Here is a 15742-nt window from a genome sequence, read left to right on the forward strand (position 1 = left end):
CAACACTTGTTTTACACAGCCTATTCCTAAGAATTTGAATACTTGTAACGCCCGCAAAAATTCCGATTAAAAACCGACCATGGACTAATAACCACAAGACGATAAAAGAGAATAGAATTCCAACAATAAATGTTACTATATAGTTTTTATTCTTTTTCATTACGATTGATTTACAGGAGGTTTATTGAGCTCCTCTTTACCTTCATTCTTTGTTCTTCTTTTTCTGATTTCCATAATGGCAAATCCACTAATCCAAAAAACCAATCCAAGTAATTTTAGAAGTTGAAAATTCGAAAGCATATCCGATGTTTCTCCATCAGAGAGTCTTGTAACTATTTTCGCTATCACTCCTATTCCAAATAAAACGTATCCGATGTTTTGTAAAGCTTTACCGAATTTCATGCTAGTTCTTTATGATTACAGTTAATAGGTAATATTACTAGTCAGTTTGTTACAAATTTTAAAAAAATGTTTTAAAAGCCAAATCAACGGTATAATGCAAAAGTATTGAGCGATTTAATAAAAAAGTGGTACAAAAAAAAGCCAGTATGTGTTCATACTGGCTTTCTCCTAGGAAAAAATAAAAATCTAAACTATTCCTCCCCTAATTCGGTAATTTTCTTTTCGTATAGTTTTTTGCTTTCTACAACGGCAACGTTCAATTCTTGCATGATACCGTCAACGCGACCTTCAATGCTTTTCATTTGATCATTGATATTATCGAAAGAGTTAAGGGCAGCAGCCACTTCTAATGCTTTAACGACCTCAACGGCATCGCCATGTAACAACCTAAGTTTATCTATTGCCTTAGAGGTGTTGGCTAAAGTACCGTTATACTTTGTACGTGCCTTTTCAATAGCGCCCAACAAGGTTTTCTTACTTTTTTCGTCACTTAGACTGTTGGTTTGGGTTTCCATAGCCGTAAATAGATTTGAAGCCTTTTCCTTAAGATCTTCATACTCTTTGGTAAGGTTTTTTACCCTGCGGTCTACTTTTTCCCAATCTCCATATACCTTGGCAAATTCCTTATCTTCATTCTTGGTATCTTCCAAAGCGCTTTTTAAAGCGTTTAAAGATTCTAGACCTTTATTTACATTTTTGTTCGCGGTCTCTTTCTTATTCTCAAAATCGTCTACTTGAGACTTGAATTTATCTTTTAAACGAATAAGGTCTTCCGGACTTTTATCTTTCCAACAAGAAGTTAGGGTAAGTGCAATTAGGGCAACGAATAGTGTTCTTTTAAACATGTAATACTTTCTTTAGTTAATGGTAAAGCAAAGATACATATTCTTAGATGCTTTTAATTTGAAAATGAAATGGCAACAGTTTTTACTTGTAAGTAACTAAAATGTCCGCTGCTTTTTTTAAATCAGACACTACTATTTCTGTTTTGGGCGCTAACGGATATTCTTGTTGACTAGGTCTACCTATAAACGCTGCTCGCCAGCCTGCCCAAAGTGCTCCTGCAACATCCCAGCCATGGGCTGCGATGAGCATACACTCTTCTAGTTCCAAACCCATTTGTTTTGCTCCCCATGCGTACGTATCTGTAAAGGGTTTGAATTTCCCCGTTGGTTCTACGCTTAGCATTTCATCAAAATACTCGGTCAATCCGGCACTTTCAAATTGCTTTTTTAATCCGTCTTTAGATGAATTGGTGAATGCTACTAATTTGTATCCCGCGTTTTTTAATTGGGCAAGCGCTTCCTTAACCTCAATATGCGCGGGCAAATTACCCATAGACTCAGAAATGGTTTTACGCGCATCTGCTTCCGTCAGGTTTATATTATGATTTGCAGCTACCATTTGCAATGCGGCAGCACCAATATGACCAAATGGCTTGTATTGACCACTAGCAGAAGTCACTAATGAATACTGCAACATTGTTGTAAACCAAAGAGAAAGTAAATCTTCTCTTCCGCCTAATGCTTTGCCGACTTCTTTTTTAACATTAGTAAGATCTAAAAGCGTTTCATTGACATCAAAGAACAACACTTTAGGGCGAATAGTTTTTGAATTTTTATGTTTCTTAATATTATCCATAACCCTAGTTGTTTTTAAATGTATTTATATTTTTTTACTAAAGATATAAGAAACAACCAATGACACCCAAGCAATTACAGCCGCCATTTGTTCCCCATCACTTACCATAATGTGTGCAAAAAATGCTAAGGTAACCGCAAAGAAAAATGCGGCATACGCCCATTCTTTTGTAATATGAAACTTAGGATTCCATATAGCAAATAACCCCACCAACTTTGCAGTAGCGTACGGATAAATTAAATATGTAGGGTAGCCCAAACTCGTAAAGGCTCCTTTAATATATTCATGATTAAAAAAATACATGCCTGCAGAAAACAACATGACCAAGGTAAAAACACCTGTAGCAACGTAATAGATTATTTTGTTCACATTCATAATTATTGATTGGTTAAATGAATATTATTTTAGCTTATTAATAGCTGTTAATATTTCTGATACTTCTGCGCGTTTTCTATAGTCAACATCTAAAAAAGCATATTGTACTATCGCATCGGTATCGATCACATAAGTTGCAGCTAACGGAAGCTCATTGCTATCATCTCCATTTACCTTACTTAAACCAAAACCTGCCTCATACATTGCAGCAACCTCATCGGTCAAGGAATACACTACACCATATTCTTTTCCAACAACATTACCCACATCGCTCAAAACAGAAAACTTTAAAGAATTTTTTTCTGCTGTACTTAGTGAGTTATCTGGCAACTCTGGTGTAATTGCAATCAAAGTAGCACCTGCTTTTTGAAATTCAGGTAGTTTTTCTTGCAAATAGTGCAGTGTGATGTTACAATACGGACACCAGCCACCTCTATACCATGTTAGAACTACTGGTCCGTTTTCTAATTCATTATATAACGAAATTGATTTGCGCGATGCATTTTTCAAGGTGAAGTTAGGTGCTTTACTATTGACATTCAAAGCATTTTCCAATACCCCAGATGCTACAACGCTAGTAATACCCTCAGCATAGATTTGCTTTTTCTCATCAGTAAACTTCACAGCTGCTTCTTGGCGTTTTACCGCTAATAATGCATCTAGCTCCCCTTTATTTGTTGTGCTCATGATAGACGAATTTATATTTTTATTAATCGGCAATTAGTTCGCCAAGTATTTGTTTAAAAGTAGAAACGGGTTGTGCACCTGTTACTGCACTTTTCATATTAAAGACGATAGTAGGCACAGAGTTTACACCCATATTCTTCCATTCACCTTGTTTGTTTCTTACCTCGTATCTGGCTTCTTCGCTATCTAGTTTTGCCAATGCTTCATCTGCATTTAAGCCAACATCCAACAAAGCTTCTTTCAAAACAGCTCTATCAGAAACATCTTTTCTTTCGGTAAAAAAAGAAGTGATCAATCGCATTTTAAGTTCGGTCTGCTTCCCAAAATCTTTAGCATATTCTAACAACACATGAGCATCAAAAGTGTTCGCCATACGCATACCTTCAAAATAGTCGAACTTAAATCCAAGTTCTTCCCCAATATCGGTCATGTTTTGTTGCGATGCTTGTTGTTGCTCTACAGTAGAACCATATTTCTCGGCAATATGTTCCGTAAGGTCTTGACCTTCTGGTGGCATACCAGGATTTAGCTCAAACGGTTGCCATTCAATCTCTACCCTGTCTTCAACACCTAGTTCTGAAATCGCTTTTTCTAAACGCTTATACCCAATAATACACCATGGGCAAACTACATCAGAAACGATATCTATTTTTAATTTCTCTTTCATCTCTTAAAATATTACCAATTCACTGATCTGAATCTCACCTTGTACATTGCTATAGTTTTTAACATCTGCCGCAAATGTCGCTGCATGAGGACCAAATGACTCTTGAAAAGAAGCTACATCATCAAACTTTAAATGAGCAATGGCTACATAGGGTGCAGCTTCGCCTGGCGCTCTGCCACCAACACCAAGATCTAATTCCAATCCTTTCAAAGCACTACCCACTAGTTTTTGAACCATGGGTAAGTGTGTATTTTTATAATATTCCGTATCGAACTTTACGCCTTCGCTGTTCGGATACATTACAGATACTTTAATCATGTTTTATATTTATATAGTTAAAAGAATGTAGGTATTCCTGAAGACCAGAAATACCTAAAGCTTTGTTTTATTTGATTTCAGCTAATATTTGACGGATCATTTGATTGGTGAAACCCCATTCGTTATCGTACCAAGTCATCACTTTTAATAAATCGCCATCTACTACCCTTGTCATACCCAAATCTACCGTAGAAGCATGCGGATTCTTTACAATATCGGAAGAGACCAAAGGCTGATCTGTGGTGTCCAGAATATTTTTATACCTGTCGGTAGCCGCTTCTTCCTTAAAGATTGCATTTATTTCTTCAGGAGTTACTTCGCGTTCGGTCACAAAAGTTAAATCTGACATCGACCCAACCGGAATTGGTACACGTAGGGCAACACCATCGAACTTACCGGCAAATTCCGGTAAGGCTTTGGTAGTTGCTATAGCCGCACCCGTTGATGTAGGTACAATATTGGCGGCACCGGCACGCCCCATTCTCATGTTCTTTTGTGAAGGCGCATCTACAATACCTTGAGAAGCCGTATAGGCATGTACCGTTGTCATGATCGCTTTTTTAATACCGACTCTACGCCCCAATACCTCTACTACGGGACTAATATTATTGGTGGTACAACTTGCACAAGAAAAAATATTGGTTTCCCCGGCATCGGTATTAACACCGTGTACTACTGTTGGTATATCTTCACTTTTTGTAGGAGCGGAAATTATAACCGATTTGGCACCCGCTTTAATATGTTTTTTGGCATCTTCACTCTTGGTAAAGAAACCGGTACTTTCAATGACGACATCAATTTCATGTGATGCCCAAGGTAAATCTTCAGGATTGCGTTGCGAGTTGTATTCAATTTTTTTACCATCTACGATCAAGTTGTTCTCATCATGAGAAACCTCTTTTTCATATATACCATACACAGAATCATACTTTAGTAAATAAGCAATATTTTCTATGGATACAATATCGTTTACCGCTACCAATTCTAATTCTGGCGTATCTAAAATCACCTTTAAAGAGGCTCTTCCTATACGTCCCATTCCGTTAATTGCTACTTTTTTCATTTTCTAGTTTTTTAAGTGTTACAGATTAAGATTTCTTACTAGCGTAATTAAGAAATCGATATATAGACTACCCTAACTTACTTATTACTTTGCTATAAGACGATTCTATTATATTAGGGTTTTGTTAATTAATAAGCCTTCTGCCCATAAGCAGAAGGCTTACAACAATCAACCCATGGTTTCTTAGGGGGAATTACGAAACCAATTTATTTAGACCATTCAAATTTTTTGAAAGCATCGTCTACCGGCGTGTTTGCAATGTGGTTAGTATAATTACTAATCGTTTTTTGCGCCAAGCCTAAAATAATTTCCAATACTTGTTGTTCTCCGTAACCTACAGCGTAAAAAGCATTTAAATCTTCTTGCGTTACGTTACCTCTATTACGAACAACACTTAATGTGAACGTACGTAAAGCCTCTAATTTTTCATCTGTCAAAGGAGTTTCATTACGTAAAGCTTCAGTAATAGCTTCATCGACCTTCATCATATTAGCAATACCGGTATGTGCAGGTACACAATAGTGACATGAATGCTCAACATTGATTGTTTGCCATACCACGGTCAACTCATCGTTATTGAACGAAGTTTCCGTAAATAATTGATGTAATACTTGGTAACCTTCCAAGGCTTTTGGTGCTGATGCAAGTACCCCATGAAGACCTGGTACCATGCCAAATGCTTTTAGAGAGTTTTCTAATAATGGCTTGCTACCTTCTGGTGCAGATTCAATGTCGTGTACTTTTAAAGTTGTCATAATGTTTCTAATTTTAATAATTATTATATCTATGTTAAATCTAAGCAACTGCTTAGTTATAGTTTAAAAAAAATGCTACAAGGGTAAGAACGTCATTCTAATGATATCTTTAAGCTTTGCTTCATTGAACACTTTCGATGAAATCGACAAACCTAAAAGGGCGTTCATTAAATAATCGGCCTGTGCCTCTATTTCTTTTACATCCCTTTCGTCGTCTTGTTTAAGATTCCTTACAAACAATTCTCTAATACTTAAAGAAAAGCGTTTTAATGCCGCCATAATAATAGGGTTGGAATCTTCTTTTATTTCGTTTACCGTATTGGTAACCAGGCAACCCTTAAAAATTGCACCTTCCCTTGAGAAGTCTAAAAAATCGTAGAAATAATTTTTGATTCCCTCCACTCCGTTATTAGAATTTTCCAAGGTATTGGTGATGGATTTAATTTGAGCATTATACAGTTTAATACTCTCTAAAAATACACCTTCCTTATTTTTAAAACTGGCATATATTGAGAACTGGTTAATACCCATTTCCTTTTCCAACATACGAACAGAGGTACTTTCATAGCCATTACGCCAGAACAGGCGCATTGCCTTTTCTATGACTTCAGCTTCGTTATATTGTTTTTTGCGTGCCATGATTTCTAATTCCACCACAAAACTAAGCAAGTGCTTTGATATATAAAAACTTTTAACTTCTATTTAGTAATTGACAGAAGTAATGATTAAAAAAAATGAGCCAACCCGTAGGTTGACCCATTTAAGGAAAGTAAGCAAAACCATACATGTGTTAAGACAACACGCCTACCTCTTTTTCAGTTTTCTTACTTTTGGCACCAGCATCAAACTGGTTAGAGGTATTCTTCTCGCCACCTGCTTTTAAAGCTTTATCGCCTGCAAAGAAAGATTTATGATCGTCACCAAGGTCAGACCCTGCCATTCTTTGATGTTTTACACAAGAAACACCTTTACGAATTTCTTGTCTTTGTACCCCTTTTACATATGCCAACATACTTTCTTCACCAAAATATCCTTTGGTTAGATCGCTCATATGCAATGCCGTTGTATGATAGGTCGGTAATGTAATTAAATGGTGAAAAATACCGGCATCCCTAGCCCCATCTACCTGAAAGCTTCTTATTTTCATATCTGCACGGAATGATAATTCTGAATCATCATAAGCTTCGTCCATTAAATTATTTCTATCGTACTCCGTCATATTCTCACCTTCGGCAAGCATTTCATCATATGCCTGACCACGGAAATTTAAGGTCCAGTTAAACGATGGTGAGTTATTGTATACCAATTTTGCATTAGGTATCACTTCTCTAATTCTATTCACCATATGTGCAATTTGCTTTACATTAGGTGTCGGTGTTTCAATCCAAAGTAAATCAGCGCCATTTTGCAAACTTGTAATACAATCCAAAACTACCCTATCTATATTGGTGCCGTTTCTAAATTTATACAATCCGTTAGGCAAGCGAATTGGTCGTACCAATTTACCGTCTCTTTTTAAAAGCACATCATCTTCACGAGCATCGGTAATATCAATTTCCTCTGCCTCTACATAAGCTAAATACTGTGAAGCCAAATCGCCAGGTTCTTGACTTACCGGCAATTTCTGTGTAAGTCCCGCACCTTCAGAATCTGTTCTGGCTACGATTACCCCATCGTCAATTCCCAATTCAATAAAAGCATATCGCACTGCATTTAACTTAGCAACAAAATCTTCATGAGGTACGGTTACCTTACCATCTTGGTGACCGCATTGTTTTGCATCTGACACCTGATTTTCTATCTGTATGGCACATGCACCAGCTTGGATCATTTTCTTTGCCAATAAATACGTAGCCTCTTCATTACCAAAACCGGCATCAATATCAGCAATAATCGGCACGATATGGGTTTCATAATTATCGATTTCATCTTGCACATCTTCCCCATTCTCCAATCTTCTGAACAAATCGTTTAATTCAATAGCATCAGCTTGGCGTAAAAAATCATAGATTTCTTCAATTAAACTAGAAACCGCCGTTTTTTCATGCATAGATTGGTCAGGCAAGGGTCCAAATTCTGAACGTAATGCAGCCACCATCCACCCAGAAAGGTATAAGTATTTTTTACTGGTAGTTTTATGGTGTTTCTTCACGGCAATCATTTTTTGCTGAGCCACAAAACCATGCCAGCAACCAAGAGATTGGGTGTAATTAGATGAATCCGCATCATAATCTGCCATGTCTTTTCTCATAATCCCCGCTGTATATTTCGCAATATCCAATCCGGTTTTAAAACGATTTTGAGCGACCATTCTAGCAGCATTTTCAGGGTTGATATCATTCCAAGTTGCCCCGTACTTTTGCTTTAGGTTTCTTACAGTCTCTAATGCTGAACTGTACTTGCTTTGTTCTAAATTTTTCATAATTTTGAAATACGTTATTTATTATTGATAATGAGATCCTGTACATTGTTGCCGCAATGGCAGGATCGTTTTTATTAAATGAATTTATAGGCTGGTAAGGTTAAGAATTCCTCAAAATTATCTGTAACCACCAACTGATCGAAAAGTTGTATCGCCAGTTCAAATTTGGTGTTCTTCAAATTACCCTCACCAACTTCGGTAATAAGTTTTTCTACCTCATCATCGAATATTTCCATATAGAGACCTTTATTCAATTGACGCCCATCGGCAAGAATAACTTCATTCTTCAACCACTGCCATACTTGGGTTCTAGATATTTCTGCCGTAGCGGCATCTTCCATTAAATTATACAATGCCACCGCACCATGTCCTCTCAACCATGCTTCTGTATATAAAATACCTACATTGATGTTTTTTCTAATTCCGGCTTCCGTAATAGTACCTCTAGGTATTTCAACTAAATCTTGCTCCGTAACATTTACATCTTCACGCAATACATGCATCTGGTTAGGTGTTGGCATGTGTTTATTAAACTCGTTCATAGCAACCTCTACCAAGGCTGGGTGAGCCACCCAAGTACCATCATGACCGTTTTGAACTTCGCGTTCTTTATCTTTTCTAACCTTCTCCAACGCTTCGGCATTTGCCTTGTCATCGTTCTTGATCGGAATTTGAGCCGCCATACCACCAATAGCCAGTATGCCACGCTTATGGCATCTTTGAACCACCAATTTTGCATAGGCATCCATAAACGGAGAGGTCATAGTTACCTGATCCCTATTAGGTACCACGAACCCTGGGTGATTTCTAAACTTTTTAATATAGGAGAATATATAGTCCCAACGACCACAATTCAACCCAACGATATGATCTTTCAATTCAAAAATAATTTCGTCTAATTGAAAGCTTGCTGTTATTGTCTCTACCAAAACAGTAGCTTTAAAAGTACCTTTTGGCACACTCAAATACTCCTGGGCAAATTCAAAAACCTCATTCCACCAACGCGCTTCTGTATAATGCTCTAATTTAGGCAGATAGAAATAAGGTGCCGTACCGTTGGCCATCATAGTTTTGGTATTATGAAAAACGTAAAGTCCAAAATCTACCAAACTACCAGAAGCCTCTTCATCATTGATCAACAAGTGTCTTTCATTTAGATGCAAACCTCGTGGTCTTACCAAAAGCACTGCTGTTTCACCCTTTAATTGGTATGATTTCCCTCTTTTAGTATCTGTTAAACTAATGGTTTTCGTATTGGCGTCCATCAAATTTTGCTGTCCTTCAATACTATTTTTCCAACTTGGTGAATTGCTATCCTCCAAATCTGCCATAAAGGTTTTGGCTCCGGAATTTAAAGCATTGATAATCATCTTACGATCTACCGGCCCGGTAATTTCTACCCTTCTATCCTGCAAATCTTCAGGTATGTTTCCTGCGGTCCAAACTCCTTCCCGTATGGTTTTGGTCTCTTTAGGAAAATGAGGGAACTGACCACTATCAAAGACTTCTTGCTGGACTTCACGGTTTTTAAGTAATTCTAATCTTTTCTCGTTAAAGTTCTCATGAAGCGCTGTAAGGAATTCTAAAGCACTGTCTGTTAGAATCTCAGGATAGTAATGACGTACCTGATTTGCGAACTGAATTTTTGGATGTTTTAAAATCGTGTTTTCCATTATTAAAAGTTTTTGTTGACACAATGATAGAACAAAATATTTTACAAAACAAGCGAACGTTCGCTAAATAGATAAAATTCACTTTTTTTACGTTGTACGCAAAAAATAGTATCTTTAAAGTCTAGATATGGAACAAGAATATATTAAACTCATTTTCGGCTTAAAACTGAGGCAAATACGAACAGATAAAAATTTGTCGCTATTTGGTTTGTCAAAAATTTGCGGACTTTCTAAATCGTATTTAAACGAAATTGAGAAAGGAAAAAAATATCCGAAGCCAGATAAGATCATTTTACTATCAGAAAAATTAGATGTACCATATGATCAAATGGTCTCTTTAAAGCTTGATAAAAACCTGGCACCTATTGGAGATTTGCTTCGTTCAAAAATTTTAAAGGAGATTCCGCTAGAGCTGTTTGGCATAAAAGAAAGCGACCTAATAGATATTGTGGCTACGGCACCTGCTAAGGTAAATGCCTTTATAAGCACCATTATAGAAATAGCACAGCACTATAGTTTTAGTAGAGAAAGTTTTTTCTTGGCATCTTTACGTTCTTACCAAGAGGCCAATAACAATTACTTTGATGATATTGAACAGCAAGTTTTAAAATTTGCCAGGGCCTATCATATAGATTTATCCAAAACGCTTTCTTCAAAAGATTTAGAGGAAATACTAATTGAGGAATATGGTTATACTATCAATAATGGGGAAATAAAAAAATACGAAGCCTTAGAGAATCTAAGATCTTTATTTGTTCCTGAAACCAAAACGCTGTTACTTTCCGCAGATATTAACGAGCCACAACGTGCTTTCATTTATGCTAAAGAAATTGCCTATAACTTTTTAGCCTATACTGATCGGTTATATTCTTTTCCATGGATAAAATTCGAAAATTTTGATCAGGTCTTAAATAACTTTTACGCCTCTTACTTTGCGGGTGCATTGGTTATACCTAAAACTCTTCTTGTACCTAAAATTGAAGCGGTTTTTTCAAAAGAAACTTTTGAGCCCAACAAATTCTTAGCACTCATTAACGGTTTTAACGCCTCACCAGAATCTGTTTATCAGCGACTCACTAATATTTTACCGAACTCCTTCAACATTCAGAACTTATTCTTTCTCCGTTTTACCCATAGATTAGGCAGTACAAAATACCATCTTAAAAAAGAGCTACACCTATCTCATCAACATTTGCCCAGAGCAAATGAAACCAATGAGCATTACTGCCGTCGGTGGGTGTCGTTAAAAGTATTGAACGATATTAAAATGAGCCAGAAAGACCATGAATTCGATTGTCAAATATCTGAATATGATGGTGAAGACAATAACTACATTGTTTTCTCTTCCGCAACCAAAGATCCTTTTAAGGATAATCAGTTTAGAAGCATTAGTATAGGGCTGCTCATGAATAAACAGCTAGCACGTAAAATTAAATTTTTGAACGATCCAAAATTTAAGTCTCAAAAAGTGGGCGTTACGTGTGAGCGGTGTGCTATTAAAAATTGCAAGGAACGTCAAAATTCTGCCGTTGTTTTAGACCGAATCGACAAAAATAAAAAGGTAGAATCTATTGTAGAAGAATTGCAGACAAAGTTTAAATCTTAAAAACATAGCAAGAATATTTTTTATCTAAAAGCAGCATACGTTTTAATACTAGCAAGTTTATCTTAAATGGTGCATAGTTACATATAAACATTTTTTGTTTTGTTGTTATTAAAATAACCACCTGACTTACCGCTTTTTATGATTTAAAAAAACTATCATAATAAAATGATAAAATTAATCGTTATTCAACTAATTAGATTTCATTTGTATCAACTTTTCTAGCTATAAAAAAGCCTGAAAACCGAACAAAAAAATCGATAATTAACTTAACAAGAAAAAAAATGAAATCACTTTTAATTGTATTGTTCGTAGCAGTTTCTTCTTTAACTACTTTTGGACAAGAGACGAGTACCATGAACGGAACTTACGAGGGCTATATCGATGGCGCTTATGTATTTTCTGATGGCGAAGGTTACAAAACGGAATTCAATAATGTAACTAGTGAAGTAATAGCGGAATATGACCTAAATGGTCAAAAATTTGTTGGCAGACAGTTCTCTATAACTTTCACGGTAGATTCTGAAATGGATGAAGATGATGAAGAAATTCAAGTAAGCACGATTACCGGCTTGCTCATGCCAATATAAAAAACATCAAGGACCTTAAAAGGTCCTTTTTTTATGTCTTTAACGAACGGAAAAAGGTCTGAAAATCGACAAATATAATCTCACTTCAAAGAGCCGAATCTTTTTCGTTTCTTTGTAATTCATAACAAAATATAAAATGACTTTACTAGGTATTGATGTAGGTGGTTCTGGAATTAAAGGAGCGTTAGTTAATTCTGAAACCGGAGAAATGATTTCCGAACGTTTTAGAATACCCACTCCCATACCTAGAACCCCAGAAGCAATGACCGATGTAATTGCCCAAATTGTAGCACATTTCGACTACAAGGGTAAAGTTGGCTGTGGTTTTCCTACCATTATCAAGAATGGCGTTTGCAAAGCCACAGGAAACTTGGATAAAAGTTGGCTAGGTGTAAATGTCGAAAAATTGTTAGAAAAAAAAACCGGACTGGATTTTACGGTTATTAACGATGCAGATGCTGCTGGGTATGCCACCATGAACTTTGGCACCGGAAAAGGTGAAAAAGGATTTGTTGTTATGATAACTATTGGCACCGGTTTAGGCAGTGGTGCCTTTTTAGATGGTAGATTGATCCCTAATTTTGAATTAGGGCAGATTCCTTACAAAAAGTATTCTAAAATTGAGAAATGGGCAGCTGGATCAGCTAAAGATCGTGAAGGCCTATCCTATAAAAAATGGGGAAAAAGATTCAATACTTTTTTAGAGTATGTTGAATTAATAGTTTCACCAGACTTGATTATTCTTGGTGGCGGTGCATCAAAAGATTTTGATGAGTTTAAATCTAAAATTAAAATCGACACCAAAGTCATACCAGCAAAACTTCAAAATCACGCAGGTATTATTGGCGCAGCCGTGGCTACGCAATATAAATCACTTGATCATAAGTAGAATTCACGCATTCAAAAATCACGCTTTTAATAGGCTTTAAAACAAAGTATATTATTTGTTGTTCAACATATTACCTAAACCAACCAAAATAACCAAAATGAAAAAAACACTTAGTTTATTTGTAATTATCTGCTGCCTTACCACCACCAAAATCTTGGCACAGAGAGCAAATTTAGATCGCGAATACTTTAGAACTTCATTTGTAGACCTCCCTACAATACCTATCGTAGATGATTCAAAAAGAACATTTACCTCTAGTAGCCGTAACATTTTTTTAGAAGGATTTTCTAGAGTAGCAAAAAATGGTACGCTAGATTTTAGATTCAATTTTCATGGAACACAAATAGGCGAAGTTGATATTAAAAAAAATAAACACGAGGAAAAAGACAAAGACGGTAATGTAACTAAAACAACGTATACGTATGACGTACTTTGTAGTTATTCTTCTTCAGCGACCGTTTCAATTAGCAATGCCGACTCTGGAGAAAATTCTTCTTTTAGCCTATCTGAAGACGACAATTATGTTAGCACAGGCCATAAGACGTATTCTAAGGCCAGTGCTTTCTACAATAATAATCGCTACAGCATTAGAGATAAATATCGTAATAAGCATCGCAATAGCATGGTCAACCAAACAAATAGCAAAATCAATTATAGATACGGTTATGTTCCAGTAACTTCTAACCAAGCACAACATTTTTGGATAATTGCAACAAAAAAACATCCAGAATTTGCTAATCATCAAGAAGCTTCATCAGCGTTAAAAGCCATATTCTCAAAAATGCAGTACGATCAACCAGTTGATGATCTTTTAATAGAAGTACAACCATGGATCGAATATTTTAATGATGTTGTTACAAGATATAATGAAGATGACAAGCAACATAAAAAAGTACGCTATGCCAGTTACTATAACATTGCAAAAATTTATCTGAATTTAGATTTACCAGAAAAAGTAAAGAAATATGCCGATTTGCTTACCGCAAACGAATATGACAAAAAAGATGGAAAGCGACTGAATAGAAGTGCAGAAGATTTAATTAATGATTTTACCATAAACGAAATCTCCACAAGGCATTTTGAAGTGGTTACCGAAGACCTTTCTAACGAGCCAGATGTAGAGATTGTATATGCAGATGATCCAGCTGAAGAATCTGAGAAGGCAGTTGCATTTTTAATAACATCTACAAACGATACCATACAAACAACTGTAGCTGTTGACGAATTGACAAAGGCGAGCGCAGCAATACAAATGTTAGACGAAAATAACAAAGCAAACGAAGTTGCTGCAACAGACAGTAAACAAATTGTATTAACTACAGGTGATATTTACGAAGTTGTAAATTTTGCATCTTCAGTTGCCAGTGATAAAACGAACGCTCCAAAATTTGCCAAGGCAATTTACCAAGGAAGCAAGGTATCACTGTACGAACATATGGGTAAAGAATATGTTATAAAGTATACCAATACCGAGGACGGTATCTCTACAATGAGCAAAGATTTTGTTTTTGGCTTCAATAAAAAACTAGCATCCTTGAGTACCGAATGTGAAGCGGTCAAAACTAAAATTACGGCCAACGAATACAAAAACACCAAAGAAGGCCTTTTAGCTTACAGCCAAGCATATGATGCTTGCGCAGCTGAGTAAATTTTAAAGCATATTTAAAATATAAATGGTGTATCTAAAAAGTATTTTTAGATACACCATTTTTTTGTGCTTTAATAGACATTTAGATTTTAAAGCTATTACTCTAAAATTTTTGCCCCCTCAGGAACATCAAAAAAGTCTTTTGGTAAATCTGATTCAAAAGAAACCTCTGTGAAATCAATTCTAGTAATGTAGTCACCTGGTTGATCGTCTTTGTCCGTCCAGTACGTTTTAAATCCGCCCGGCATGGTAATACCATCTACAGTTTGCTCACCAACAAATTCAGTGAATTTTTCTGGGGCATGACCGCCATCTTTAAAATACTCTGGGTAAGAAACAATATATCTCATAACCGCTATTTTATTCGTCTCTTTATTAACATACAAAATGTAATAGTCATCTGGCGCATCACCGGTACCGGCAGCAAACGTAACCTTTACAGCATTGTAATCTTGACCTTTAAAGGTTGTAGGCTTTAACAATTCCAAGTTAACCCCTTCCCCACTTAACACAAAAGGATGCCCAACAAACCATAATGGTGTCAAGGCCCAGAACTTTGTATCATAAGCAAATGCTGTACTGTCCTTAGTTTTTACCCAGGCTTGTTCACCTGTCCAACCAAATTTCGCAGAACTATCCGTCGCGCTTGTATGTACAGATCTATTGCTCCATGTATCTACTGTTTGGTAACTATCTCTAGCAGTTTTGCCATCTAAAGGCTGATAATTGAAACGAAAGGTAATTGGTCCGTTAGCATACCAAGTATCCAATCCGCCATGTGCTTCCATAGCATTCCAAATAACTTTTCCTGCTTCAGTGCTATTTAGTCTTTCTTTTGCTTTTGAAACTCTAGAAGACACCCAAGAATCAGGGTAAGCAATTACATTAGTTTCAGCAACCACTTCTTTAGCGGTTTCATTTGTTTTTTTAGGAGTTTCTTTACAGGATACAATAACTGCAAGTACTAATAATAGTGATAGTTTGTAAAGTAGTTTCATAGTTGTTCGCC

General features: G+C 36.2%; 17 protein-coding genes. 4 read left to right on the plus strand and 13 right to left on the minus strand.

Annotated elements, in window-relative coordinates; translation table 11 throughout:
• Window positions 1-159 precede the first annotated feature (159 nt).
• The 12 genes from SJY30_RS09705 to aceB all read right to left on the minus strand — a co-directional run bounded on the left by SJY30_RS09705 (window position 160) and on the right by aceB (window position 10003).
• Window positions 160-402: a hypothetical protein gene (locus tag SJY30_RS09705; RefSeq protein ID WP_396632022.1), complete on the minus strand. Its 243-nt coding sequence runs from the start codon at window positions 400-402 to the stop codon at window positions 160-162.
• 191 nt (window positions 403-593) lie between these two features.
• On the minus strand, window positions 594-1247 hold the full coding sequence (locus SJY30_RS09710) for a hypothetical protein (protein ID WP_396632023.1): 654 nt from the start codon (window positions 1245-1247) through the stop codon (window positions 594-596).
• A gap of 82 nt (window positions 1248-1329) precedes the next feature.
• A complete protein-coding gene (locus SJY30_RS09715; RefSeq protein WP_396632024.1) occupies window positions 1330-2043 on the minus strand; it encodes a haloacid dehalogenase type II in 714 nt (237 codons plus the stop codon).
• Between the two features lie 24 nt (window positions 2044-2067).
• Window positions 2068-2418 carry a DoxX family protein gene (locus tag SJY30_RS09720; RefSeq protein WP_396632025.1) on the minus strand — a complete coding sequence of 117 codons (351 nt, stop codon included), beginning with the start codon at window positions 2416-2418 and terminating at the stop codon, window positions 2068-2070.
• Window positions 2419-2442: 24 nt separating this feature from the next.
• Window positions 2443-3105 carry a peroxiredoxin-like family protein gene (locus SJY30_RS09725; RefSeq protein ID WP_396632026.1) on the minus strand — a complete coding sequence of 221 codons (663 nt, stop codon included), beginning with the start codon at window positions 3103-3105 and terminating at the stop codon, window positions 2443-2445.
• 22 nt (window positions 3106-3127) lie between these two features.
• The gene (locus SJY30_RS09730; RefSeq protein ID WP_396632027.1) at window positions 3128-3772 is read right to left on the minus strand and encodes a DsbA family oxidoreductase; all 645 of its coding nucleotides are present in this window, start codon (window positions 3770-3772) and stop codon (window positions 3128-3130) included.
• A gap of 3 nt (window positions 3773-3775) precedes the next feature.
• A complete protein-coding gene (locus tag SJY30_RS09735; protein ID WP_396632028.1) occupies window positions 3776-4090 on the minus strand; it encodes an EthD family reductase in 315 nt (104 codons plus the stop codon).
• A 67-nt stretch (window positions 4091-4157) separates the two neighbouring features.
• Window positions 4158-5153, minus strand: a complete 996-nt coding sequence (gene gap, locus SJY30_RS09740; RefSeq protein WP_396632029.1) for a type I glyceraldehyde-3-phosphate dehydrogenase — start codon at window positions 5151-5153, stop codon at window positions 4158-4160.
• A gap of 206 nt (window positions 5154-5359) precedes the next feature.
• Window positions 5360-5908, minus strand: a complete 549-nt coding sequence (locus SJY30_RS09745; RefSeq protein ID WP_396632030.1) for a carboxymuconolactone decarboxylase family protein — start codon at window positions 5906-5908, stop codon at window positions 5360-5362.
• Between the two features lie 75 nt (window positions 5909-5983).
• On the minus strand, window positions 5984-6547 hold the full coding sequence (locus tag SJY30_RS09750; protein ID WP_396632031.1) for a TetR/AcrR family transcriptional regulator: 564 nt from the start codon (window positions 6545-6547) through the stop codon (window positions 5984-5986).
• Window positions 6548-6698: 151 nt separating this feature from the next.
• Window positions 6699-8330, minus strand: coding sequence for an isocitrate lyase (locus SJY30_RS09755; RefSeq protein WP_396632032.1), 1632 nt, complete (start codon window positions 8328-8330; stop codon window positions 6699-6701).
• Window positions 8331-8404: 74 nt separating this feature from the next.
• A complete protein-coding gene (gene aceB, locus SJY30_RS09760) occupies window positions 8405-10003 on the minus strand; it encodes a malate synthase A (protein WP_396632033.1) in 1599 nt (532 codons plus the stop codon).
• A gap of 127 nt (window positions 10004-10130) precedes the next feature.
• Between aceB and SJY30_RS09765 the strand changes: the two genes are divergently transcribed.
• The 4 genes from SJY30_RS09765 (at window position 10131) to SJY30_RS09780 (ending at window position 14733) form a co-directional block, all read left to right on the plus strand.
• Window positions 10131-11609, plus strand: a complete 1479-nt coding sequence (locus SJY30_RS09765) for a helix-turn-helix domain-containing protein (protein ID WP_396632034.1) — start codon at window positions 10131-10133, stop codon at window positions 11607-11609.
• Window positions 11610-11890: 281 nt separating this feature from the next.
• Complete coding sequence (locus tag SJY30_RS09770) at window positions 11891-12196, plus strand: hypothetical protein (protein ID WP_396632035.1); 306 nt, start codon at window positions 11891-11893, stop codon at window positions 12194-12196.
• A 136-nt stretch (window positions 12197-12332) separates the two neighbouring features.
• On the plus strand, window positions 12333-13085 hold the full coding sequence (gene ppgK / locus SJY30_RS09775) for a polyphosphate--glucose phosphotransferase (RefSeq protein WP_396632036.1): 753 nt from the start codon (window positions 12333-12335) through the stop codon (window positions 13083-13085).
• A 97-nt stretch (window positions 13086-13182) separates the two neighbouring features.
• Window positions 13183-14733, plus strand: a complete 1551-nt coding sequence (locus SJY30_RS09780) for a hypothetical protein (protein WP_396632037.1) — start codon at window positions 13183-13185, stop codon at window positions 14731-14733.
• A gap of 98 nt (window positions 14734-14831) precedes the next feature.
• On the opposite strand, the gene SJY30_RS09785 is transcribed toward SJY30_RS09780, so the two are convergent.
• Window positions 14832-15731 carry a hypothetical protein gene (locus SJY30_RS09785; protein ID WP_396632038.1) on the minus strand — a complete coding sequence of 300 codons (900 nt, stop codon included), beginning with the start codon at window positions 15729-15731 and terminating at the stop codon, window positions 14832-14834.
• Window positions 15732-15742 lie beyond the last annotated feature (11 nt).

This window comes from Maribacter sp. R86514, from assembly GCF_044597005.1.
Taxonomy (GTDB): Bacteria; Bacteroidota; Bacteroidia; order Flavobacteriales; family Flavobacteriaceae; genus Maribacter.

Excerpts from the sequence above, each read along its gene's own strand:
- SJY30_RS09725 (WP_396632026.1), bottom strand. The coding sequence starts at position 3,105 with ATGAGCACAACAAATAAAGGGGAGCTAGATGCATTATTAGCGGTAAAA.
- SJY30_RS09745 (WP_396632030.1), bottom strand. The coding sequence starts at position 5,908 with ATGACAACTTTAAAAGTACACGACATTGAATCTGCACCAGAAGGTAGC.
- SJY30_RS09770 (WP_396632035.1), top strand. The coding sequence starts at position 11,891 with ATGAAATCACTTTTAATTGTATTGTTCGTAGCAGTTTCTTCTTTAACT.
- SJY30_RS09755 (WP_396632032.1), bottom strand. The coding sequence starts at position 8,330 with ATGAAAAATTTAGAACAAAGCAAGTACAGTTCAGCATTAGAGACTGTA.
- SJY30_RS09765 (WP_396632034.1), top strand. The coding sequence starts at position 10,131 with ATGGAACAAGAATATATTAAACTCATTTTCGGCTTAAAACTGAGGCAA.
- SJY30_RS09750 (WP_396632031.1), bottom strand. The coding sequence starts at position 6,547 with ATGGCACGCAAAAAACAATATAACGAAGCTGAAGTCATAGAAAAGGCA.
- SJY30_RS09780 (WP_396632037.1), top strand. The coding sequence starts at position 13,183 with ATGAAAAAAACACTTAGTTTATTTGTAATTATCTGCTGCCTTACCACC.
- SJY30_RS09720 (WP_396632025.1), bottom strand. The coding sequence starts at position 2,418 with ATGAATGTGAACAAAATAATCTATTACGTTGCTACAGGTGTTTTTACC.
- SJY30_RS09730 (WP_396632027.1), bottom strand. The coding sequence starts at position 3,772 with ATGAAAGAGAAATTAAAAATAGATATCGTTTCTGATGTAGTTTGCCCA.
- SJY30_RS09705 (WP_396632022.1), bottom strand. The coding sequence starts at position 402 with ATGAAATTCGGTAAAGCTTTACAAAACATCGGATACGTTTTATTTGGA.
- SJY30_RS09710 (WP_396632023.1), bottom strand. The coding sequence starts at position 1,247 with ATGTTTAAAAGAACACTATTCGTTGCCCTAATTGCACTTACCCTAACT.
- gap (WP_396632029.1), bottom strand. The coding sequence starts at position 5,153 with ATGAAAAAAGTAGCAATTAACGGAATGGGACGTATAGGAAGAGCCTCT.
- SJY30_RS09735 (WP_396632028.1), bottom strand. The coding sequence starts at position 4,090 with ATGATTAAAGTATCTGTAATGTATCCGAACAGCGAAGGCGTAAAGTTC.
- aceB (WP_396632033.1), bottom strand. The coding sequence starts at position 10,003 with ATGGAAAACACGATTTTAAAACATCCAAAAATTCAGTTCGCAAATCAG.
- ppgK (WP_396632036.1), top strand. The coding sequence starts at position 12,333 with ATGACTTTACTAGGTATTGATGTAGGTGGTTCTGGAATTAAAGGAGCG.
- SJY30_RS09715 (WP_396632024.1), bottom strand. The coding sequence starts at position 2,043 with ATGGATAATATTAAGAAACATAAAAATTCAAAAACTATTCGCCCTAAA.
- SJY30_RS09785 (WP_396632038.1), bottom strand. The coding sequence starts at position 15,731 with ATGAAACTACTTTACAAACTATCACTATTATTAGTACTTGCAGTTATT.